General features: G+C 63.4%; 18 protein-coding genes. 4 read left to right on the top strand and 14 right to left on the bottom strand.

What is annotated here, in order from left to right; all coding sequences use genetic code 11:
* Window positions 1–2: 2 nt before the first annotated feature.
* From NKH22_RS00185 to NKH22_RS00120, 14 genes are all read right to left on the bottom strand, one after another.
* Window positions 3–800: an ABC transporter ATP-binding protein gene (locus NKH22_RS00185; protein ID WP_023688108.1), complete on the bottom strand. Its 798-nt coding sequence runs from the start codon at window positions 798–800 to the stop codon at window positions 3–5.
* Entirely contained in the window at window positions 797–1,570 is a 774-nt protein-coding gene (locus NKH22_RS00180) for an ABC transporter permease (protein ID WP_023688107.1), read from the bottom strand. Before NKH22_RS00180 ends, NKH22_RS00185 begins: the two co-directional genes overlap by 4 nt.
* Window positions 1,571–1,661: 91 nt before the next feature.
* On the bottom strand, window positions 1,662–2,612 hold the full coding sequence (locus tag NKH22_RS00175; protein WP_023688106.1) for an ABC transporter substrate-binding protein: 951 nt from the start codon (window positions 2,610–2,612) through the stop codon (window positions 1,662–1,664).
* A gap of 99 nt (window positions 2,613–2,711) precedes the next feature.
* The gene (locus tag NKH22_RS00170; protein WP_023822188.1) at window positions 2,712–3,557 is read right to left on the bottom strand and encodes a DUF1194 domain-containing protein; all 846 of its coding nucleotides are present in this window, start codon (window positions 3,555–3,557) and stop codon (window positions 2,712–2,714) included.
* A 90-nt stretch (window positions 3,558–3,647) separates the two neighbouring features.
* A complete protein-coding gene (locus NKH22_RS00165; protein WP_023746831.1) occupies window positions 3,648–6,209 on the bottom strand; it encodes a GcvT family protein in 2,562 nt (853 codons plus the stop codon).
* A 155-nt stretch (window positions 6,210–6,364) separates the two neighbouring features.
* Window positions 6,365–7,120, bottom strand: coding sequence for an FkbM family methyltransferase (locus NKH22_RS00160; protein WP_023741594.1), 756 nt, complete (start codon window positions 7,118–7,120; stop codon window positions 6,365–6,367).
* On the bottom strand, window positions 7,117–8,352 hold the full coding sequence (locus NKH22_RS00155; protein ID WP_023822187.1) for a hypothetical protein: 1,236 nt from the start codon (window positions 8,350–8,352) through the stop codon (window positions 7,117–7,119). Before NKH22_RS00155 ends, NKH22_RS00160 begins: the two co-directional genes overlap by 4 nt.
* Before the next feature lie 33 nt (window positions 8,353–8,385).
* A complete protein-coding gene (locus tag NKH22_RS00150) occupies window positions 8,386–9,816 on the bottom strand; it encodes an aspartate aminotransferase family protein (protein WP_352908970.1) in 1,431 nt (476 codons plus the stop codon).
* Between the two features lie 67 nt (window positions 9,817–9,883).
* Entirely contained in the window at window positions 9,884–10,891 is a 1,008-nt protein-coding gene (locus NKH22_RS00145) for an NAD-dependent epimerase/dehydratase family protein (protein WP_023700339.1), read from the bottom strand.
* Window positions 10,888–11,331 carry an EamA family transporter gene (locus NKH22_RS00140; RefSeq protein WP_023700340.1) on the bottom strand — a complete coding sequence of 148 codons (444 nt, stop codon included), beginning with the start codon at window positions 11,329–11,331 and terminating at the stop codon, window positions 10,888–10,890. Before NKH22_RS00140 ends, NKH22_RS00145 begins: the two co-directional genes overlap by 4 nt.
* A gap of 124 nt (window positions 11,332–11,455) precedes the next feature.
* Entirely contained in the window at window positions 11,456–12,808 is a 1,353-nt protein-coding gene (locus NKH22_RS00135) for an FAD-binding oxidoreductase (protein WP_023706098.1), read from the bottom strand.
* Between the two features lie 3 nt (window positions 12,809–12,811).
* The gene (locus tag NKH22_RS00130) at window positions 12,812–14,245 is read right to left on the bottom strand and encodes a UbiA family prenyltransferase (protein WP_023691000.1); all 1,434 of its coding nucleotides are present in this window, start codon (window positions 14,243–14,245) and stop codon (window positions 12,812–12,814) included.
* Between the two features lie 206 nt (window positions 14,246–14,451).
* Window positions 14,452–14,715 carry a hypothetical protein gene (locus NKH22_RS00125; RefSeq protein ID WP_023670370.1) on the bottom strand — a complete coding sequence of 88 codons (264 nt, stop codon included), beginning with the start codon at window positions 14,713–14,715 and terminating at the stop codon, window positions 14,452–14,454.
* 144 nt (window positions 14,716–14,859) lie between these two features.
* Window positions 14,860–17,349 carry a mechanosensitive ion channel family protein gene (locus NKH22_RS00120; RefSeq protein ID WP_023700342.1) on the bottom strand — a complete coding sequence of 830 codons (2,490 nt, stop codon included), beginning with the start codon at window positions 17,347–17,349 and terminating at the stop codon, window positions 14,860–14,862.
* Between the two features lie 318 nt (window positions 17,350–17,667).
* Between NKH22_RS00120 and NKH22_RS00115 the strand changes: the two genes are divergently transcribed.
* The 4 genes from NKH22_RS00115 to soxG are packed head-to-tail and all read left to right on the top strand — an operon-like array spanning window position 17,668 to window position 22,853.
* Window positions 17,668–18,927: a sarcosine oxidase subunit beta family protein gene (locus NKH22_RS00115; RefSeq protein ID WP_023670368.1), complete on the top strand. Its 1,260-nt coding sequence runs from the start codon at window positions 17,668–17,670 to the stop codon at window positions 18,925–18,927.
* An 11-nt stretch (window positions 18,928–18,938) separates the two neighbouring features.
* A complete protein-coding gene (locus tag NKH22_RS00110; protein WP_352908643.1) occupies window positions 18,939–19,235 on the top strand; it encodes a sarcosine oxidase subunit delta in 297 nt (98 codons plus the stop codon).
* Window positions 19,232–22,243 (top strand): sarcosine oxidase subunit alpha, encoded by a 3,012-nt coding sequence (locus NKH22_RS00105; RefSeq protein WP_352908641.1) that lies wholly within the window; start codon window positions 19,232–19,234, stop codon window positions 22,241–22,243. Before NKH22_RS00110 ends, NKH22_RS00105 begins: the two co-directional genes overlap by 4 nt.
* On the top strand, window positions 22,236–22,853 hold the full coding sequence (soxG, locus tag NKH22_RS00100) for a sarcosine oxidase subunit gamma family protein (RefSeq protein ID WP_050586999.1): 618 nt from the start codon (window positions 22,236–22,238) through the stop codon (window positions 22,851–22,853). Before NKH22_RS00105 ends, soxG begins: the two co-directional genes overlap by 8 nt.
* Window positions 22,854–23,002 lie beyond the last annotated feature (149 nt).

Here is a 23,002-nt window from a genome sequence, read left to right as displayed (position 1 = left end):
ACTCAGGCTTCGGCGGGCTGCGCCTGTACTGTGCGCATCGCCTCGACGCGGATATCCTCGGTCAGCCGCGCCTTCAGGCCTGAGAATTCCGGGCTGGTCTTCAGCGTGTAGTGGCGTGGATGCGGCAGGTCGATGGCGACATCCGACTTGATGCGGCCTGGCCGCGCGCTCATCACGATCACCCGCGAAGCGATGAAGATCGCCTCCTCGATGTCGTGGGTGACGAACAGCACTGTCTTCTTGCGCCGCTCCCAGATGCCGAGCAGCAGTTCCTGCATCAGTCCGCGCGTCTGGTTGTCGAGCGCACCGAACGGCTCGTCCAGCAACAGGATTTCGGGATCGTTGGCCAGCGCCCGGGCGATCGCCGTGCGCTGCTGCATGCCGCCGGACAGCTGCTTTGGCCAATGGTTCTCGAAGCCCTTCAGCCCGACGAGGTCGACATAGGAAGCGACGATCCCGTCTCGCTCCTTTTCGGCCATGCTGCGTTCGCGCAGGCCGAAGGCGATATTCTGCGCCACCGTCAGCCACGGAAACAGCGTGTAGGACTGGAACACCATGCCGCGATCCGGTCCCGGCCGCGTCACCGCCTTGCCGTCAAGCAGCACACGGCCTTCGCTCGGCGCTTCCAGGCCGGCAACGATCCTGAGCAGCGTCGACTTCCCGCAGCCGGACGGCCCCAGAATGGTGATGAAGTCGTTGGCCGCGACCGCAAGGTCGACCGGCATCAGCGCCTTGACCGGCTGCCCGCCGCGCACGCCGGCGAAGGTTCGCGAGACGCCTTCGATAAGCAACTTGCTCATGCCAGGCTCCAGGGAAAGAGCCAGCGATTGAACGCCTTGAAGGCGAAGTCGGACAACAGTCCGATCAGCCCGATGACGATGATGCCGAAGATGATCTGCCCTGTCGCCAGCCGCGACTGGCTGTTGATGATCATGTAGCCGATGCCTGAGGACGAACCGATCAGCTCGGCGACGATGACATAGGTCCAGGCCCAGCCGAGCACCAGCCGCAGCGTCTCGGCAATCTCGGGCGCATTGGCCGGCATGATGACCCGTTTGACGATACCGCTGTTGGTCGAGCCCAGCGTATAGGCCGCCTCGACCAGGTCGCGCCGCGTCGAGCCCACCTTGACCGCGACGATCAGGATGATCTGGAACACCGAGCCGACGAAGATGACCAGCAGCTTTTCCAGCTCGCCAATGCCGGCCCACAGGATGAGCAGCGGAATGAAGGCCGAAGCCGGGAGGTAGCGGGCGAAGGAGACGAACGGCTCCAGAAACGCCTCTATTGGTTTCCAGGCGCCCATGGCGATGCCGATCGGCACGGCGACGATCGACGCCAGCAGGAACCCGCCGAAGACCCGCCAGATGGTGATCAATATGTCGAGCCAGAAGCGGTCCTCGACCAGCAGCCGCCAACCATCCCGCAGCATCGACAGCGGGTCGGCGAGGAAGATGCGGTTGACGTGGCCGCCAAGCGTGATCCACGCCCAGAAGGCGACGAACAGCACGAAGAAGGAAATGCCAAGCACGGTTCGAATGCCCGGCGACACCGGATGCAAGGGGCGCATCTTCAGATCGTCCGCATCGTCAAATCATCACTTGTCCAGGAGAGAGCGACGGCCCTAGGCGCCGCCGCACAATGGTCAAAGGCGAGGCCTGTCAGTTCGCCACCGCGCTGGTGTCGGCCAGCGTGGCAACGTCTGGCGCTTCCTTGATCAACCCCATCTGCAGCAGAAGCTCGCCGGCGGTCTTGGAAAAGTCCTGGAATTCCTTGGTGAAGAACTGCTTGTTCTCCGCCTTGTCGGCCCATTTCAGGTATTTCGCCGAATCCTCGAATTCTTTCGCAGACTGCTTCACGTCGGCGCCCATGATCTCGTAGGATCTCTGCGGATCGCTCTTGATCAGGTCGAGCGCTTCGAAATAGCTGTCGGCCAGCGCCTTGGCGGCGTCGGGATTGGCGGTGAGGAATTCAGGCGTGCAGCCGACCGTGTCGAGCACCATCGGGTAGTCGAGCGTGGTCGCCAATATGTGGCCCTGATCGGACTTGTCGCGCACCGCCGAGATGAACGGCTCATAGGTGACCGCCGCATCGTTCTGGCCGGCGAGGAAGGCTTGCGCCGCCGCATCCGGTTCCAGGTTGACGACGGTCACATCCTTGGTCGACAGGCCGTTCTTGTTCAGCACCCAGGCCAGCATGAAATAGGGCGACGTGCCCGGCGCCGAGGACGCGACATTCTTGCCCTTGAGGTCGGCGACGGTCTTGATGTCGTTGCGCACGACAATGCCGTCGGCGCCATAGGATTTGTCGAGCTGGAAGATCTGCTTGGTGGTGACGCCGCTGGCGTTCCACACCAGCCAGGTCTCGACCGTGGTGGCGGCGCATTGCAGATCGCCGCTGGCGATGGCGAGCGGCCGGCTGGCCTGCGGCACCTTCTTCAGGGTCACGTCGAGGCCATGCTTCTCGAAGATGCCGGCCTGCTTGGCGAGCGTCAGCGGCGCAAAGCCGGTCCATCCGCTGATGCCGATGGTGACCGATGTGGCAGCCTCGGCCGGCACGGATATTGCAGCCGCAAGCGCCAATACCGCGGCAGCGACGATGGTCTTGTTCATGTCGGTTCCCCTTGTTTTTTCGGATGCCGAATTGTGTCACAGACGCCCATGGGCTTGTCAATGAAACCGGCCCTTCACGGCAGCGTGATGATGCGAACGCTAACGCGCATCGAACATCCAGCTGCGGTCGCGCCACATCTTTTCGCCGACCTGGCAGTCGGTCGGCCGGTCCTGCGCCAGCACCACCGGCGGATGCCCGGCCTCCTCGCGCGCCCGTTGCGGCGAAGCGGCGCCGGCCAGCTCCAGCACCAGCTTGCGGCGGATGGCTTCGGGAAACTGCGTCCAGTCATTGACCGGGATCATGAAGGATCCGGGACCGCCGATGACGCAGTCGCTGTAGTAGCGGTCGAGATTGTTGACGTCATAGGCGCCGCCGAACCCGCCGCGCGTCATCAGCGGCAGGCCGTTGATGATGATGCCTTGCTTGACCACCGCGTCGCGGGTGATGTCGACGGGCGCGCCCTGGTTGTTGGGCCCGTCGCCGGAAATATCGATGACGCGCTTTGTCCCCTGAAAACCGCTTTCGGCGAACAGATCGCTGCCGAATTCCAGCGCGCCGGAAATCGAGGTGCGCCGGGCGCTGGCCGGCGGATGGGCGGAAAGCTGCGCGGCCACCCGCTCGGCATCGGCCCGGCTGGCGATCACCGTCCACGGCACGACGACCTGCTGCGTGGTCGCTCCCGCCCATTCGACATAGGTGACGGCGACCTTGCCGTAGGCGCCATCGGCGATGGCCTGCAGAACATTGTCGTGCGTCAGCGCAGCAGCATAGCCGTGACGCTGGATTTCAAGGTCGCCCGGCGACATCGACAGCGACACGTCGACGGCCAGCACCAGCTCGACGTCGACCGGCTCGGCGGCTTGAACCGGCGGCACCAGCCAGAGCCCCAGCGCCAGCGCGGCGCTGCCTGAAAGGAAATGTCGTGCGCAAGAAAAAGCAGACATACCCGAAGGTAAGCGAAAACCGGCTGCTGACAAAGCAAAAAGCCCGGCGAGGTGCCGGCTTTTCGATATGTTGGTTGGAACCGATGAAGCTCAACTCCTCGGCTTCAGATTCTCTGGATCGTAGAGCGGCTTGTAGCCGACGGCAGCCACCTCGACCGGGTAGGTCTCGCCGAAATATTCGATGGCGAACTTGCGGCCTTCCTGGGCATGGGCCCAGGGCAGATAGGCGAGGCCGATGTTCTTGCCGATGGTCGGGCCATAGGCCATCGACGTGGTGAAAGACCGGCGGCCGAGTTCGTCGACCAGCGTCTCGCCGGTCTTCGGATCCATCACCGGCATGGTGCCGACGGGATAGCGGGCAACGCCTTTCGCATCGACGTTCTCGGTCATCACCAGCGTGCACAGGATCGCCGGCTGGTGCTCGCGGGCGCGGTATTCGACATGTTTGGCCTTGCCGCAGAAATCGTTCTCCTTGACCTTCGGTCGGGCAAGGTCGGCCTCAAGCAGATTGTACTCGGTCAGAAGGTCGGCGTTCTGCAGGCGCAGGCTCTTTTCCATGCGCCGCGTGTTGGCATAGGTCTCGACGCCGAACGGCATGACGCCGGTCGAGCGCAGCGCGTCCCAAACGGCCAGGCCGTCCTCGTAGCGCATGTGCAGTTCCCAGCCCTGCTCGCCGACATAAGAGATGCGGAAGGCGGTGACGTCCTTGCCGCCGATCCTGACCGGCTTGATCGCCGCGAACGGGAAGTTCTCGAGCGAGAGACCATCCGGATTTTCGACCACTTTCTGCAGCGTCGCCCGCGCGTTCGGTCCCCAGATGCCGATGGTGACGTATTTTTCCGTCACGTCGGTGATGGTGACGTCAAAGCCTTTGTCCTGCGCGGTGCGCTGCATGTAGCGGAAGTCGCGCGGACCGGCGTCGGCGCCGTCGATCAGACGGCAGCGGTCGGCCATGCGGATGACGGTGAAGTCGGCGCGCACCATGCCTTCCTCGTCGAGGAAGTGGGTGTAGATACCCTTGCCGATATTGTTGTCGCCACCAATCTTGGCCGCGCACAGCCACTCCAGCAGCGCGACATGGTCCGGCCCTTCGATGTCGTACATCGAGAAATGCGAGAGGTTGACGATGCCGCAATCCTCGCTCATCGCCAGGTGCTCGGCATTGGACACCCGCCAGAAATGGCGATTGTCCCACTCGTTCTCACGTATGGGAACCCGGTTGCCATACTTCTCCAGCAGATGCTCGTTGGCGGCATAGCCATGCGCGCGCTCCCAACCGCCCAGCTCCATGAAGTAACCGCCAAGCTCCTTCTCGCGCTCCCAGAATGGCGAGCGGCGGATGTTGCGGCCTTTGGAGAACGGCTCGCGCGGATGCACCGCCGGATTGTAGACCTTCATCGCCGTCTCGGTGCAGCGATCCCAGATGAACTGCTCTTTCGTCTGGTGCGGATAGAAGCGCGCATAGTCGATGGCGTGATGGTCGATTTCCGTGCGGCCGTCCGTCATCCAGTCGGCGATCAGCTTGCCCATGCCGGGGCCGTCCTTGACCCAGATGGCGACGGCGTACCAGAGGCCCCTCACCTTCTGGCTCTCGCCCATGGACGGGCCGCCATCGGCGGTCACCTGCAACAGGCCGTTGAAGGAATGGCTTTCGTTGTAGCCGAGTTCGCCCAGGATCGGCGTCAGTTCCATGGCGCGCTCCAGCGGCGCCAGGATCTGCTCCATGTCGAGATCGCGCTGCGACGGCGACAGCCGCGCCTGATCCTTTTCCAGCAAATCGCGCGGATGGCAAAGACGCGGATTGGTCTCTTCGTAGTAACCCCATTCGATCTGGCCGCCTTCGGCGGTCCTGGGGTCGCCGGTGTCGCGCATATAGGCCGAATTACCCTGGTCGCGCAGCAGCGGCCAGCCGATCTCATTGCCCGTGCCGGCAAACTCATTGTAGGGACCGAAGAACGTCAGCGGATGGTCGATCGGCATGACCGGCAGGTCTTCGCCGACCATCTCGGCGATCAGCCGGCCCCAGATGCCGGCGCAGACGATGACATAATCGGCCATGATCGTGCCGCGGTCGGTGACGACGCCCTTGATGCGGCCCTCCTCGACGATGAGAGATTTGGCCGGCGTGTTGGCGAAGGACTTCAACTTGCCCGACGCTTCCGCCTGGTCGACCAGCTTGCCGGCGACAGTCTGCGAGCGCGGGATGACCAGGCCGGCGTCCGGATCCCACAGGCCGCCCTGCACCATGGACTCTTCGATCAGCGGGAATTTTTCCTTGATCTCGGCCGGTTCGATCAGCCGGGCGCGGGTGCCGAAGGATTTGGCCGAGGCGATCTTGCGCTTGATCTCGTCCATGCGGCTGTCGTCGCCGACGCGCGCCACTTCGAGACCGCCGATGCGGGCGTAATGGCCCATCTTTTCGTAGAAATCGATCGAGTAGAGCGTCGTCCAGCACGACAGGAAATCATGGCTCGTGGTGTAGCAGAAGTCCGAGGCATGCGCGGTCGAGCCGATATCGGTCGGGATGCCCGACTTGTCGATGCCGACAATGTCGGTCCAGCCGCGCTCGATCAGATGATGCGCGATCGACGCGCCGACAATGCCACCCAGGCCGACGATGACGACCTTCGCCTGTTTCGGAAACTCTGCCATTGCCCGCGACTCCAAGGGGATAAAGCGGGCGCGTCCGCGCCCGTTCGAATGGCGCACAATATGCAGAGGACGTGGATGCAGCTACCGCCTGTTTGCGACACGTCGCGGATGCGACGCGACCCGGCGCGCCGGCGTGCCGCCAGTGGCGATCTATCTCAGGCGAAGGCCCAGATGTCCTCGGCCTGGAAGCCGACCTGATAGCCTGATGTCTTCAGCTTGACCACGACCTGGCCGATTTCGGCGGCCGGCAGCGCGCCGACCTCGACCTTGATCATGCCCGGACGATAGCGCTTGAGATCGAGCTGTTCGAAGACGATCCAGTCGGCGCCTTCGCAATCGACCAGGAAGGCGTCGATATGCGTGATGCCGTTGCGGTCGAGCAGCGTCTGCAGCGTGTCCGACGGCACCTCGATATCCCTCAGGTGCGGCGCGAACTTGTTGAAATTTACGTCGGCCTCGCCCCAGGCATTCTTGCCCGACATCAGATTGGTGTCGGTGACCGACGAGCAGCCGATGAACTCGATCGGCAGCGTGCCGGCCTCGAGTGCCGCGGCATCGAAAGTGTGGACGGTGATCGTGCCTTTGATTTTTGTCACCGCGACCGGCTCGATGACGAAGCGTTCCGTGTCGGGATAGTTGGCGCGCAACCGCTTCTGATTGTGCGGGATCGGCTCGACCAGCACGGCCCGCGCCCGCGGAATGCGGTGCAGCCACGGCGTGACGTCGTCGAACAGCGCGCCGTCGCAAGCGCCGACATTGACCATCTGGAAGGGTTGCCCGCTGCTGAACCGCGCCTTCAGTGCAGCCTTGGCCAGGAATTTCGTGCCGCGCAACGCCGGCCCGCGATCCAGCAGACCAGCGGGCAGGCCGAGCGAAAGGGCGATGCGCGCCAGGCCGGAAATGGAACTCATGGCTTATCTCCAGGTATGGCCTGCAAGGCGATGGGCCGCCTTCCATTCAGGCTTGCCGACGCCCACAGCGCCATGATCGGGCCGACGAGCAAAAGGTAGGGCGGCAGAAGGTTCGGGAAGTAGATGCGGGTGTCGTGGATCGGAAAGACGGTGAATTTCGCCAGCACGCCAAGCACCAGTGCTGCAAGCAGGATGCCGGCGCGACGATCGAGCCGGAAGCCGGCGCGGCCGAGCGCAAACCACGCGGCCAGCGCCAGAACCGAGACCCCGACCCAGCTGTTGATGCTGATGGCGCGAATGAAGGATGCGGCAAACGCCTTGAGATAGGCGCCAACCGAGAACGGCGGCTCGAAGCCATCCATATTGTAGTGCTGCTCGATGCTGGAGAACCACAGATGCGGCCACCAGCCGGGATGTTGGGCCCAGTGCGAAATCGCGAAATAGGCGACGAAGGACGCGGCAAAGCCGGCCAGCGCGCCCCACGCCCGCTGCCGGAAGACCAGCAGCAGCACGGCGAAAATGGCCAGGAACACGATGTTGTCCGGCCGCGCCATGAAGGCCATGAAAAGCAGGAAAGCGGTCGCTGCCTCGCGGCCGCGCACATAAGCAAACAGCCCGCCGAGGAACAGGGCCGAGCACATCAGATCCGGAGTCGAGGCGCGCGCCGCGTCGCCGAAATCGGCCATGATCAGTACCGCGCCGGCCACCGGCGCCAGCGCCAGCGCACCTTCGGTTCGCAGCCACAGCAGCGTGATCATCCCGAACAGCAGCACCGAGACCACCTGCAGCACCCGCATCGCCTCGACCGGCGACATCACCGAACTCATCGTCGACAGCATCTCGGCATAGAGGAACTTGATCCGGTACATGCCAAGCAGCGAGTGGAAGTCGGCGGCATTTTGCGCCATATGGCTGCGGAAGCCGCCGCCATCGTCTGTCAGCGCCTTGTAATCGGCGGCCGAAACGCCGGCCTGGACCGTCCTGTAGGCATAGTCATGCAGCGCCTGCGCATCTGGGTAAGCGCCCTCCTCGGCGATTGCGAGATAAGGCAGCATGTCCCAATTGGCATCGGGCATCGTCCAGGCGGTAAACGCTGTCAGCAGGATATAGAGCGAAAACGCGATCGCGCCGATTGGCGCGGCCCATCGCGCATAAGTCCCCTCGCCCCACGCCAGAGCGGCCGCGGTCAGCCGGTCGAGTGTGTTTTGCGGGGCGGGAGACTTGCTCAGCATTGTCGGACTCGGGACTTCGCTCAACGGACTTCTTTAACGGACTTGGCTTTTGACGAAATCCTTCACGATCCCCACGATGCCGCGCGACAGCAGGCTATCGAAGGCATCGACGAAATGGTCGACATGCTCGCGCTGGCAGATCAGCGGCGGCTCGAGACGGATGACGTTGCGGTTGTATTCGGTGAAGGCGACGAGCACGTCATAGTCGCGCAGCAACAGCGCGCCGACGAAGCCCGACAGCGAGCCCTTCAGCTTGTCGTCGAGGACGCTGACGATCGGACGCAGCACCATCGGCAAGGTCTGCGAGAAGTCGTGGAACTCGAGCCCGACCATAAAGCCTTTGCCGCGCACATCCTTGATGATCTTCGGGTACTTCTCCTTCAGCGCCTGCAGGCGCTGAAGCAGATAGTCGCCGGTAGTGGCGGCGTTGTCGATCAGCCCCTCATCATAGAGCACATTGATGCCCTCGATCGCGGTGACGCAGGCCTCGCCCATGCCGCCAAAGGTGGCCATGGCATGGATCATCGCCGTCTTCGGCGTGCCATAGGCCTTCATATAGACCTCGCGCCGGGCGATCATCGCGCCGACCGCCGCCTTGCCGGCGCCGAGCGATTTCGCCAGCGCCGTCACATCGGGCACGACGCCATAATGCTCGAAGGCATAGAAGCGTCCCGAACGGCCATAGCCGCACTGCACTTCGTCCGCCACCCACAGCACGCCATACTGGTCGCACAGCGCTCGCAGCTTCTGCCAATATTGCGCCTCTGCCTGGATGATGCCGCCGCCGCCCTGGATTGTCTCAAGCACGATGACGCCGACCTCCGGGTCGGAGCGGAACAGCCGCTCGACCGCTTCGATATCGGCGAACGGAATGCGCACGGTGTTCTCAGCCATCTTGAAGTCCGCGCGGTAGAGCTGGCCATCGGTAATGCCGAGCACGCCCTTGGTCTTGCCGTGGAAGGAATTCTCGGCATAGACGATTTTTGGCCTCTTAGGCCCGGCGGCGCGCTCGGCGAGCTTCACCGCCGCTTCCATCGCTTCCGAACCCGACGAGCCCAGAAACACCATGTCGAGATCGCCGGGCGAGCATTTGGCGATGTTGTGCGCAAGGGCCGATGCATATTGCGACATGAAGGCGATGGCGATTTCCTGGCGCTTCTCCTCCTGGAATTTGCGCCGGGCCTCCAGGATGCGCGGATGGTTGTGGCCGAAGGCCAGCGAACCGAAGCCGCCGAAGAAGTCGAGAATCTTGCGGCCGTTCTGGTCGATGTAGAACATGCCTTCGGCACGCTCGATCTTGATCTTGTGGAAGCCGAGCAGCTTCATGAAATGCAGCTGGCCCGGATTGAGATGCGCCTTGAACAAGTCGGTCATGTGCGCAACATCCATCGCCTTCGCCTGCTCGACGCTGATCAGGTCGGGCTTGGCGATGGCGGTAGGCGACAACGCCGGCGCGCCGACCATGGTGCGCGCGTTCGTCTGCTCAGGCTTGGCAATGACGGTCATTTCGGAGTTCTCCTGGTCGTCCCACCTATTCGGCGGGGACATGATTTGCGGTGACGGCAAGCCCGTCTTTCTTGGCGCGGTATTCGCTGTAGGCGGCGATCAGCATGTCCTCGTCGCGATATTGCGGCACCCAGCCGAGCTGGCGCTCGGCCTTGGATACGTCGAGCACGCACTCCTCATCGGCGATCAGATATTGTTCGGGATCCATGATCGGCATGTTCATGAGATCGAGCAGGTCGAGGGTGCGCTTGACCGCCCAGCCCGGCGTCGGGATCAGCAGCGATTTCGAGCCGGCATGCTTGATCAGGTCGCCCAGCAATTTCTTCACCGGCGGCGGATTGAGGGAGCCCAGATTATAGGCCTGGTTGGGCACGCCTGCCTTCCAGGCCGCGCGGGCAGCTTCCGCGCAATCGAACACCGAGATGAACTGATAGGGGTTCTTGCCCGAGCCGATCATCGGCACAGGAAAATTCCAGTCGATCAGTTTGAACAGCTTTTCCAGGATCCCGAGCCGGCCGGGACCGATGATCAGCCGCGGTCGAAAAAGCGAGATCGACATGCCGCGCTTGCGCCATTGCGCGGCGAGCTCCTCGGTCTTCTGCTTCGACCAGCCATATTCGCCGAGCGGCGCGACCGGGTGCTCCTCGGTCATCGGCTGGGTGACCGTGTGGCCGTAGATCATGTCCGTGGTGTAGTGGACGAGCTTGGACGCGCCGGCCTTGTCCATCGCCTGCATGATGTGTTCGGTGCCGTGGAGATTCACCGGAAAGAAGAAGTCGTGACGCTTGGCCCGCACCTGGATCGGCGACAGCATTTTGGCCGACAGGTTGTAGACCATGTCGTCGGCCTTCAATCCGATGTTGGCCACCGAGGCCGTATCCGTGACATCGCAGGTGACGAAGCGAACGTTGCGATAGTGCGCCAGGTCGCTCTTGACGATGTCGGCAACGACAACCTCTTCACCATCGGCCACAAGCTTCGGGGCAAGATGACGGCCGACGAAGCCGTCGCCGCCGAAAATAACATGTCTCATCGAACGATCTCGCTGGTCTTGTTGGGGATGATGGAAGCGGTTTGGTCGTCATGCCCGCGCCCGCCCAAGTCTCGACCGCTTTGCGCGATCAGCACGGTGCCGACGCAGATGAAGGCGATGCCGGCAATGCGCCAGGCATTGAGGTCCTCGCGGAAGATGAAATAGGCGAAGATCGCAACCGCGACATAGGCAAGGCTGAGGAACGGATACGCAAAGCTGAGCTCGACCTTGGACAGCACATAGAGATGCGAAGCCATCGAGATGACGAAGGTGCACAGGCCGAGAAACACCCATGGGCTGAAAACGACCTGCAACAGCCTCAACAGCGGATTGGTGCCTTCGAACGAAATCGGCCCGAGTGACATCATGCCTTGCTTCAGCATCAGCTGCGCGGCGGCATTGGTCATGACCGTGAACAGAATGAAGACGATGTATTTCATATTTTGCACCCGCCACTCGCAACGGTCGTATTACGAACCTGCAAACATTTCATGAAGTCACGACAATGCTTTGAGTAAACCACGGAAATTACGATCTATTCACCATGACTTATTCGGATTGTACCTATTCAGCTGCCTCGACACGCCCTGGCCGGACGTTGAGCTTTTTCGCCGTCCGCAGCCAGAAACTGGACACGAACGCCGGGTCGCGCAGCGCTTCAAGCCGCTGCCAATTCGGGAAGGAGGCCGCGAAAGTATCAGCGCCCATGCGCGCATCCTTGTACGGGTTGACCGCGCCGCCGGCCGCGACCGTGATGCCGTCGAGTTCGCTGAGCAGGGCCAGCGTCCTGTCGCCGCGATTGGGGAAATCCAGCGTCAACGTGAAGCCTGGCCGCGGAAAAGACAGCAGCCCCGGCGAGCGGATCGAGCCGAAGCGCTTCAACACGGTGAGGAAAGAGCCCTGCCCGGCCCGTCGCGCCGCCTCGAGCAGCGCCGGCACGGTCTGGCGCGCGACATTTTCCGGCACCAAGCTCTGGTGCTGGTAGAGACCTTTCGGGCCATACAGCCGATTCCAGTCGCCGACACCATCAAGCGGAAAGAAAAAGCCCTGGTAGCCGGTTTGGCTCGGCCCCGGCGAGCGCCCCTTCTTCCACCGATAGGCGGCGTTGAAGGCGGTGAGGAACGGCCGGTTGAGCACATTGAACGGCGGCTGGAACGGCACTGAAAAACGGGAGCCGGCGCGAGACGCCGCATGCGAGCCATACTCGGCATGATTGCCTGTCAACAACAGGCCGCGCCCGCGGCCATGGCCGCCGGCAAGCTGGTCGATCCAGGCGACGGCATATTCATTGGCCTGGTCGGCGGCCTCGGCCAGTTCGAAGAATTCGCCGAGATCGGCAAACCGCGTTACCTTCTCGGCGATATCGAGCGAATGCACCCGCATCAGCCGGATCGAGGCCGACAGGATCAGGCCGGTCAGCCCCATGCCGCCGATCGTCGCCGCAAACAGCCTTGCATTGTCGGTTGCCGAGCAGGTGTAGGTCCGCCCGTCCGAGCGCAGCAGCGTGAACGACTCGACATGGCAGCCAAAGGTGCCGCGCCGGTGATGGTTCTTGCCATGGACGTCATTGGCGATCGCGCCGCCAAGGGTGACGAACTGGGTGCCTGGGACGACAGTCGGAAAGAAACCGTAAGGTGCAGTGTGCGCAATGATATCGGAGAGGAACACGCCGGCCTCCGCCTCGAGCAGGCCGGTCTCGGCATTGAAGGCGCCGATGCGGTTCAGCGGCCGCATGTCCACGACCGCACCTGGCCCGTTCTGGCAGGAATCACCGTAGGAGCGGCCATTGCCATAGGCGAGCAGAGCGTTCTTTGTCGCCTTGCCGCTTCGCATCAGCGCGATGGCATCGTCGGCCGCGATGGCTCGCTTTGCGGCCGGCGTGGCGAGGCCAAAACTCCGGTACCGTTCGCCGGCCATGCCCTACCAGCCTCCCGCGACCAGAAGGGCGGCGCCGATCACCACGACGATCTGGCTTCGCCAGTCGCGAATGATGAAGATGACCGGATCATCATTCATCTCGTTGCGGCGCGCCAGGATCCAGACCCGCATGGTCAAATACAGCACGATCGGCGCCAGCGGCCAGACCAGCCTGGGATGCGGATAGAGTTCGCGCACGGAGACGCTGTCCATGTAGAGCGCCAGCACCAGCGCCGAGGAGAAGGCCGACGCCATGCCCGCCTGGGCGACGATCTCCTGATCTTCGATGCGGTAGCCGCGACCGGCAATGCGCTCGCCCACCGGAATGGCTGTGGTGCGCAGTTCGACATAGCGCTTCACCAGCGCCAGCGACAGGAAGAAGAAAATCGAGAAGGCGAGCAGCCAGAACGAGACTTCGACCCCGGTCGCCGCAGCACCTGCCAGCACACGCACTGTGTAGAGCCCCGCCAGCGTCAGTACGTCGGCCAGGAGCATGCGCTTGAACGACAGCGAATAGGCTGTGGTCACCACCAGATAGCCGGCGAGCACGCCCAGGAACTCGATCGGCAACAGAAGCCCGGCGGCGATGCCGATCGTCAGCAGAGCGGCCATCGCGCCGAGACCGAACGGTATCGACAGCGCGCCGCTGGCGAAAGGCCGGTTGCGTTTGGTCGGGTGCTTGCGGTCAAGCGCAAGGTCGAAGAAATCGTTGAGGATGTAGATGGCGGAAGCCACGGCGCTGAAGGAGACGAACGCCAGCAGGCATTGCCAGATCATGTTGATGTTGAAGTATTCATGCGACAGCACCATCGGCACCGCTATCAGCGAATTCTTCAGCCACTGATGCACCCGCAGCATCTTGACGAATGTCTTCAATGTCCTTTTCGGCGCCGGCATCCTTTCGGCGCTATGCGCGGCCTGCCAGCGCCTCGCATGGCGGTCGGGCGCCACGACGATGGCGTTGCGTGCGGCTCCGAAAACCTTGAGGTCGTGCCGGCTGTTGCCGGCATAGTCGAAACCGCCGTCGCCATAGGCGGCGATGAGCGCGTCGCGCTTGCGGCCCGAGGTCATGTTGTGGGGACCGTCGGTCGCCAGCACATAGTCGAAGACGCCCAGATGCGCGGCGATCGCCTCGGCGAACTTGCGTGGCGTACCGGTCGCCAGCACGATCTTGCGTCCGTCGCTATGGTCGGCGCGCAGCCGCTGCAGCAGCGCTTCGCGATAGGGCAGCGAGGCCGGATCGATGTCGATGCGGTCTGCGATCGCTTGTTTCAGCCGCGCCGGGCCGGCGGCCAGCCAGAACGGAACCAGGAAAACATAGAGCGGATTCTTCTTGAGCAGGATGAACAGGCCTTCCCAAAGAAGATCGGTCGCAATCAGCGTGCCGTCGAGGTCGACCGCAAGCGGGATTGCGTTCTTGTCCGACCGCGCATCCATGTCCGTTCTGCCCTATTCATAACCGGTTGCGCCGTGTTTCGGCGTCTTCGCACCGGTATAGCGGCGGAACGGCGTATTGAACGTTAAAACGCACGGTTGCAGCCGGTAGGCGCCACGATATTTCCCGCGTCATTGTTAAGCAATCGCTACCGCGAACAATAAAAGGCCGGGCATTGCCCGGCCTCTACTACATCTGCCTGCCGACTTTACTTGATGCGGGCAACGCCACCCGAGATTTCGACCGTTTCCGAGCCGGTCAGGGCCTCGAGGTCACCATTGGGCAAGGTGACAAAACAGCCGTTCGGGCAGAATTCCACGGTTTCGCCAGCGGCCAGCGCCAACTCCGTCTTGCCGCCGCCTTCCGTCACGATCAGCGTACGGGTCTCAGCATCCTTGTTGACCGCGCTGGCGGCAAAGGCCGAGCCACTCGCTGCGGTAAGAGCGATGGCGACGACGAGCGACTTCCACATTTTGCAATATCGGTGTTTCCACACCGCCTCTGTTGCATTTCGCAAGGCATTCTCGCCTTTGCATGTGAGCTTATATGAGATGCAAGCTGAACCGCAACTGAATGCCGCATTCATGCCGCAATCGGTTTGGGAGGAGCTTGGGGCCTAGCTGGGATCGGGTTTGCGGGCCTTGCGACCAGTTTTGGCCAGCCGCTTCGCCTCGGTGGCGGCTCTGGCCTCCGCCTGCTCCTTCTCGGCGAACTCGACTTCGATCTTGTCGTCGTCGATCGGCCATGCGTCGGTCTGCTTGACCTTGACCTCGGCGCGCGGCGTCGAGGGGATTTCTATGTGCTCGGCGTCAAAAGCATCGAGAACGGCAAAGCGGATATCGTTCTGAACGATGGCGCCGTTCAGCACATCGGCCAGGAACACGCGGATCTCGAACTCGAGTGCTGCCGGCCCGAAATTGGTGAACAGCACGAAGGGTTCCGGGTTCTTCAGCACCAGCGCATGGCCGCGCGCAATCTCAAGCAGGACCGCGTGTACCCGCTTGACGTCGCTGCCATAGGCGACCCCGACCTTGATCTCCACACGTCCGAGCTTGTTGCGGTGCGTCCAGTTGCCGACGGCGTTGTTGATGAGGTTCGAATTGGGCAGGATCACCGATTGCCGCTGGAAGGTCTCGATTTCGGTGGCGCGCACGCTGATCTTCTTGACCGTGCCTGATGTGTCGCCGGCGACGATCCAGTCGCCGACCTTGAACGGCCGCTCGGCGAGAAGGATCAGGCCCGACACGAAGTTGGACACGACATTCTGCAGGCCAAAGCCGATACCCAGCGAGAGTGCGCCGGCAACGAGCGCCAAATTGGAAAGATCGATGCCCGCCGCCGAGATGCCGACCAGGCCGGCGAGCGCGACGCCGGCATAGCCGACCGCCAGCCGGATCGAGTTGCGCACGCCGGTGTCGACCTTGCCGCGAGCCATAACCGAGCCGTCGAGCCAGCCCTGGAACCAGCGGGTCAGGAAATAGCCGATGATGAAGACGACGATGCCGGTGAGGATGCCGGTGACCGAAATCGTCACCGAACCGACGGTGACGCCTGTCGCCAATTTATAGCCCCAGGCCTGGATATCGCCGGGCTGGAAGCCCCACATCAACAGGATCAGCGGCAGGAACACCAGCACGATCATCAGGTTGATGGCGACGCTGACGACGAGGCCGAGTTGGTCGAGCGCGGTGTCCTCATAGCTGGAATTGGTCTTCAGCCAGCGCCCGATGGACGTGCCGGCGAAACCACCCTCCTCGCCGATCTCGCGCGCCGACAGGAAGCCGATATAGGCGGTGAGCAGGATGGTGCCAGTGACCACGACCTGCAACGAGACGAAGATGGCAAGACCGATATAGCCGAACAGCGCCGCCGCAATCGTGAACAGGCCGAGCGCGACACAGGTGTAGCGCAGCCAGGCCGGCCAGCGGCGCCAGCGCCCAGCGACGTCCTTGTAAGGCTTCAGCAGCGCCATCAGGATCAGGATGACCCCGACGATCACGGTGGCGACAAAACTCCTGGCCACCGTCAGCGACAGAGGCGAGCCCATCTTGTCGTTGACGATCGACAGGAAATTGTTGATGCCGATGACGACTGCCATGGCCGTCGTCAGCCGCACCAGCCAACGCGCCGGGCCGGTCTCGACCTGGATCAGACGCCAGTTCGGCATGCTGGGCGACAGAGCCGCATTGGTCAGGCGGTTGACACAGAACACTATGGCGATGACGGCTGCCAGAGCGTTGAGGAACACGCCTATGTCGCCGCGCAGCACATTGTAGTAGTTGTACAGGAACACCGTCGAGGCGAGGAAGGCGCTGACCGCCAGCGTCGGCAGCAAGGTCGACCAGAACGCCACCGACAGGCGACTGAGATACGTCGGATCTTCAACCGACGCGTCGGGCTCGAAGATGCGCCCAAACAGGCGGCGCCCACCGACCAGAAGCACCACGGCCAACGCAAGCGCCATGAGGGTCGCCGCGAGCATCGCCTGGAACTTGAACTTGAAGGCAAAGCTCAGCCACGACGACACCGCCCTGTAAAAATTGGCGTATTCGTCCCTTGCGTCGGAAAACACCTGCGGGCTCAGTGCATCGGACAGCACATAGCGCTTGGTTAGGCCGCTGCGAAACAGCTCGCTGCGCATATTACCGATCTTCTCGATCAGCGAATTGATGCGAATCGACAGGTTCTGCGCCCCGGCGATGACGGCGTTGATCTCCGCCTTTTCCGACGCCAGCGCCTGGCGCTCGCCGGTCACGATGTCCGGTTCAGGGGGCTGTCCGGCAGCCGGCGGGGCGCCAAGCTGCTCGAGCCTCGAATTGATCTCTCCCAGCCGCGAACGAAACGCCAGCGCGCTGTTCAGCGCACCGCGCGACAGCTCTTCCAGCTGCAGGCGGATCTCGACGAGGGTGGTGTCGTCGACGCCGTCCTCCTGGACTTTCTTCTCCAGAGCGTCGGTTTTCGTCGTCAAACCCTGCAGGATTTTCTGCTGGTCGGCGACCAGCCCGGCAGGCGCCTGGCCCAGCCCCTGCGCCATCGCGCCGAACGAATGCGGCGCCAAGGCAACGAGCGCGAGGACCAGGATCAGGCGAAAGAAGCGAAAAAGCATAATGGTGGCGACTCAAAGGGCGGCAAGGCCGCTTCTAAAGCGGTCCTTGATAGAGACGCTCATCCCGTGGAGCAAGTCGTGGCGAAGTCATGACAGTTGGGCGCCTTGCGGGAGTCGGCCAGTCGAAAAGCCATGGCGCAATCTTGGCTTTGCGCCCGCCGCCTGCTCTATAGTCTGCCGCATCGCACCCGAGCCGGATGGCTTCAGGTCTGTTGGACCTGAAATCATCCGGCTCTACAAATCAAAGATATAGAGCATGATGTCGTCCGAAAACCGCTTCACACTTTTCGGCATCATGCTCTAGGGATGACATGAAGAATGGCGGAATATTCAGCCCTTTCGCTTCTCACGAACGCGCTCAAGGGAAACAAGGACTGGAAGCCGGCCTGGCGCAAGCCCGACCCCAAGGCTTCCTATGACGTCATCATCATCGGTGGCGGCGGCCACGGCCTGTCGACGGCGTACTATCTGGCCAAGGAGCACGGCATCACCAATGTCGCGGTGCTGGAAAAGGGCTGGCTGGGTTCCGGCAATGTCGGCCGTAACACCACGGCGGTGCGCTCCAACTACCTTTTGCCGTCCAACACCCGCTTCTACGAACATTCGATGAAGATGTGGGAGAACCTTTCGCACGACCTCAACTACAACGTCATGTTCTCGCAGCGCGGCTGCCTGAATCTGGCTCACACGCCGGGCCAGTTCGACGACTTGGCAAGGCGCGGCAACGCCATGCGCCATCTCGGCGTCGATGCCGAGCTGATGAGCACCGCCGAGATCGCGCGCCTGGTCCCGGCGCTGGACATGTCGGCCTCCGCGCGCTTTCCCATCGTCGGCGGCCTGATGCAGCCGCGCGCCGGCACCGCCCGTCACGATGCGGTTGCCTGGGGCTATGCCCGCGGCGCCGACCGACGCGGCGTCGACATCGTCGAGAATTGCGAGGTCACCGGCTTCCTGCGCGACGGCGACCGCATCACCGGCGTGCAGACGACGCGCGGAGAGATCCGCGGCAAGAAAGTCGCCGTGGCCGTTGCCGGCAGCACCGGACGGGTGATGCAGCTTGCCGGCATCGACAGGATGCCGATCGAGAGCCATGTGCTGCAGGCCTTCGTCACCGAATCGCTGAAACCTTTCGTCGACACGGTGCTGACCTTCGGCATGGGTCATTTCTACATGTCGCAGTCCGACAAGGGCGGCCTCGTCTACGGCGGTGACATCGACGGCTACAACAGCTACGCTCAGCGCGGCAACCTGCCCATCGTCGATGAGGTGATGAGCGAGATGCTGGCGCTGTTTCCCGGCCTTGCGCGTGTACGCATGCTGCGCTCCTGGGGCGGCGTCTGCGACATGTCGATGGACGGTTCGCCGATCATCACCACCGGCCCGCTGCCCGGCATGTATCTCAACTGCGGCTGGTGCTATGGCGGCTTCAAGGCGACGCCGGCCTCGGGCTGGTGCTTCGCATACACCATCGCCAAGGACGAACCGCACGCGTTCAACGCGCCGTTCACGCTCGACCGTTTTTATCGCGGCCTGGTGATTGACGACAAGGGCCAGGGCGCAACGCCCCGGCTGCATTAGGGTTCAAACAAATGCTTATCACTTGTCCCTATTGCGGCCCGCGCGACGTCATCGAGTTCACCTATCAGGGCGACGGCAACCGCGAGCGCCCGCAGCCCAACTCGCAGGACCTCCACGCCTGGAACGCCTATGTCTACGATCGGCTGAACCCGGCCGGCGACCACAATGAGATCTGGCAGCATTCGGGCGGCTGCCGCACCCATCTGAGGATGGTGCGCAACACGGTCACGCATGAGATTTCCAGCACCGGTTTCGCCCGCGGCGACCACAATGCTGCCGCCCGGCACAAGGCCGGAGGCAAGTCGTGAGCCCGCGCCGCACCGAGACCGGCGGCCGCGTCGACCGGCTGCGCACCATCCGCTTCACCTTCGACGGCACGCCCTACACCGGCCATGCCGGCGACACGCTGGCCTCGGCGCTGCTTGCTAACGGCGTCACGCTTTTCGGCCGCTCATTCAAATACCACCGCCCGCGCGGCCTGCTCTCGGCCGGCGTCGAGGAACCGAACGCGCTGGTGACGGTGCTGCGCGGCGAAGTGCGCGAGCCCAACATCGCCGCAACCATGGTCGAGATCTATGACGGGCTGGTGGCCGTCAGCCAGAACCGCTTTCCCTCGCTCGCCTGGGACATCAACGCCGTCAACCAGCTCGGCGGCAAGATCCTGGCCGCCGGCTTCTACTACAAGACCTTCATGGGCCCTGTCTTCGGCCCCTTGAAAGGCACCCGCTTCTGGATGTTCTGCGAGCATTTCATCCGCCGCGCCGCCGGCCTGGGCCGCGCCGGTATTGCCGCCGACACCTCGCGCTACGAGCGCATGAACGCGTTTTGCGACGTGCTGGTGGTCGGCTCCGGCCCGGCCGGCCTGTCAGCCGCCAAGGCCGCTGCCGACCAGGGCGCGCGCGTCATCCTGGCCGAACTCGAGCCGCGTTTCGGCGGCTCGGCCAACTGGTCCGGCGAGGCCATCGACGGCGCGCCGGCCGCCGACTGGGCGGCGCGCGCCGTCAGCCAGCTCGAAGGCCATGACACGGTCCGCCTGCTGCCGCGCACCACGGTGTGGGGCTATTACGACGGCAACACGCTAGCCGCGCTCGAGCGCGTCACCGACCACAAGGAAACGCCCGGCAAGGGCGAGCCGCGCCATCGCTACTGGGCGATCCGCGCCAAGACGGTGGTGCTGGCCACCGGCTCTTTCGAGCGGCCGCTTGTGTTCCCCGGCAATGACCGGCCGGGCGTCATGCTGGCGCATGCCGCCGAGCGCTATGCTAACGATTATGGCGTGCTGCCCGGCGACAGGATCGCGCTGTTCACCAACAATGACAGCGCCTATCGCTCGGCGCTGGCGCTGAGGAAGGCCGGGGCGGCTATTGTCGCCATCGTCGATGTGCGCCCCGAGCTTTCGGCCGAGATGCGCAGCCTCGCCACCGAGGCCGAAGCCGAAATCCTCTCCGGCCATGCCGTGGTCGCCACCGAGGGCGGCAAGGCGCTCTCCGGCCTCAAGGTACAGCGCTTCGACATGAATTCGGGCACACTGAGCGGTGACGCCCGCAGCATCCACGCCGATAGCCTGCTGATGTCGGGCGGCTGGTCGCCGACCATCCATCTCGCCAGCCAGGCTGGCGCGAGAGCCGAGTGGAACCCTGCCCGCCAAGCCTTCCTGCCGCCAAAGCAAACGCAACAGCGCTGGCCAAATCAGCAATGGATTGGTGCGGGTGCTTTCAACGGAAGCTTCTCGACCATCGAAGCGATCACCGAGGGCCGCGCAGCCGGCCTTTCCGCAGCGGGCGGAGCGGCTGCGCCGGCAGCCTTGCCGGATGTCGAAGCAGCCCTGGGAAACCCCAATCCGGCGCCGGTGATCGAGATCAGGGCGAAAGGCAGAAGCTTCGTCGATTTCCAGCATGACGTGACTGCCGAAGACGTACGGCTGGCGCATCGCGAAGGTTTTGTCTCCGTCGAGCATCTGAAGCGCTACACCACGCTCGGCATGGCGACCGACCAGGGCAAGAACTCCAACGTTCCGGGCCTCGCCATCATGGCCGAGGCGTTGGGCAAACCGATCCCCGAAGTCGGAACGACGCGCTTCCGCCCGCCCTATTCCGCGGTGTCGATCGGCTCGCTTGCCGCCGAACGCTTCGGCGATCTGAAACCCGAGCGCCTGACGCCCATGCATGACTGGCACCTCGCCAATGGCGCAACGATGTATTCCGCTGGCCTCTGGTATCGACCAATGATCTACGGCCTTGCCGGCGAGACGGTCGAGCAGGCTTATGTCCGTGAAGCCAGGGCGACGCGCGAAAGCGCCGGCATTGTCGACGTCTCGACGCTGGGCAAGATCGCCGTGCAGGGACCGGATGCCGGTGAATTCCTCGACCGCGTCTACACCAACATGTTTTCTACCCTCCCCGTCGGCAAGGCCCGCTACGGCCTGATGCTGCGCGAGGATGGGCTGGCCTTCGACGACGGCACCACATGGCGGCTTGGCGAACAGGATTTCCTGATGACGACCACCTCGGCCAACGCCGGCAAGGTGATGCAGCATCTGGAATATTTCCTCGACGTCATCTGGCCGGAACTCAAAGTGCATGTCACCTCGGTAACCGACGAATGGGCGGGCGCGGCCATCGGCGGGCCGAAGGCGCGAGCCATCCTCGCCGCCTGTGTTACCGGCACCGCGGTCGACAACACAGCCCTGCCCTTCATGGGCATCGTGCGCGGCGAGATATCAGGCGTGCCGGTGATGATTTGCCGGCTGTCCTTCTCCGGAGAAATGGCCTTCGAGGTCTATTGCGGCGCCGGCTACGGCACCCATGTCTGGGAAGCCCTTATCGAAGCCGGCAAGCCGTTCGGCCTGGTCACCTACGGGCTGGAGGCGTTGGGCACGATGCGCATCGAAAAGGGCCATGTCACCGGCGCGGAGATTGACGGGCGCACTACGGCGCGCGACCTGCATCTCGACTGGATGCTGTCGAAGAAGAAGCCGTTCATCGGCTCGGCGATGATGGACCGCGAAGGCCTGATCGCGCCCGAGCGGCTGCAGCTGGTCGGCCTGGTCTCGCTCGACAATCGGCCGTTCAATGGCGGAGCCCACCTCGTCGAGGAACTGGACGAAGCCAATCCGCACGACTCCATCGGCCATATCACCGCCTGCTGCTACTCGCCGGCGCTGGGCAAGCACATCGCGCTGGCTTTGGTCGAGGGCGGCAAGGCGCGCCATGGCACCCGGGCATTCGTCTCCGATCCGCTGCGCAAGCGGTTCGGGCCGGTCGAAATCGTCTCCAACCATTTCTACGACCCGGACGGGAGCCGCATGCATGGCTGAGCGCCAATCAACCGAACGCCAATCACCCGAGCGCCTCTCGCCGCTCGAGCCGGTGTTCCATCCGGGTTCGCACGGCAATTTCGAGCATGGCGTCGATGTCATCCTGACCGAGACCAGGCCAGGCTCGATCCTGCAGCTGGCCGCATGGCCGGGCGCGGAAAAGCAGCTGATCGAGGCGATCGGCAAGGTCACCGGCCTCGCTTTGCCCGACGGTGCCGGCGGCGGTCTCGCCAAGTTCGGCAAGGCCGTGTTCGGTTTCGCGCCTGGAAAATTCACGGTCGTCGACGATGCCGAGGGCCTGGCGGTGAGTTTTGCCGGGGACGTAACCCCGGCAATCGGCACGATCACCGACCTGTCGCATGGCCGCACCGCTATCCGCATCGCCGGCCCTAAGGCCGAATGGGTGCTGGCGAAATTCTTCGCCATCGACTTTGCGCTGCCCGCGTTCCCCATAGGCTCCGGCCGTTCGACCACCCATCACGACGTCTTTGCGCAGATCCAGCGCACCGGCGCCGACCAGTTCGACATCTATGTCTTCCGCTCCTTCGCCCGCTCGTTCTGGAAGGCGCTCTGCCATGCCAGCGAGGAGGTCGGCTACGAGGTTCAGTAGGGCCGACAGCCGTTCTGGCCTCAAGGCCAGCCGGTTCTGCCGCTAGAGAATGCTCCAATGGAAGCCCATGGTGGGGAACGTGGCCCAACCGGCCCAGGGGATCAAAAAGCTCCCGTCTCAGAGTCGGCATCGTCGTTTGGTTCGAACAT

The organism is Mesorhizobium sp. M1252, from assembly GCF_040318265.1.
In the GTDB taxonomy this organism is placed as follows: domain Bacteria; phylum Pseudomonadota; class Alphaproteobacteria; order Rhizobiales; family Rhizobiaceae; genus Mesorhizobium.
The sequence above is the reverse complement of the archived record's forward strand: the minus strand, read 5'-3'. Positions and strand labels throughout refer to the sequence as shown.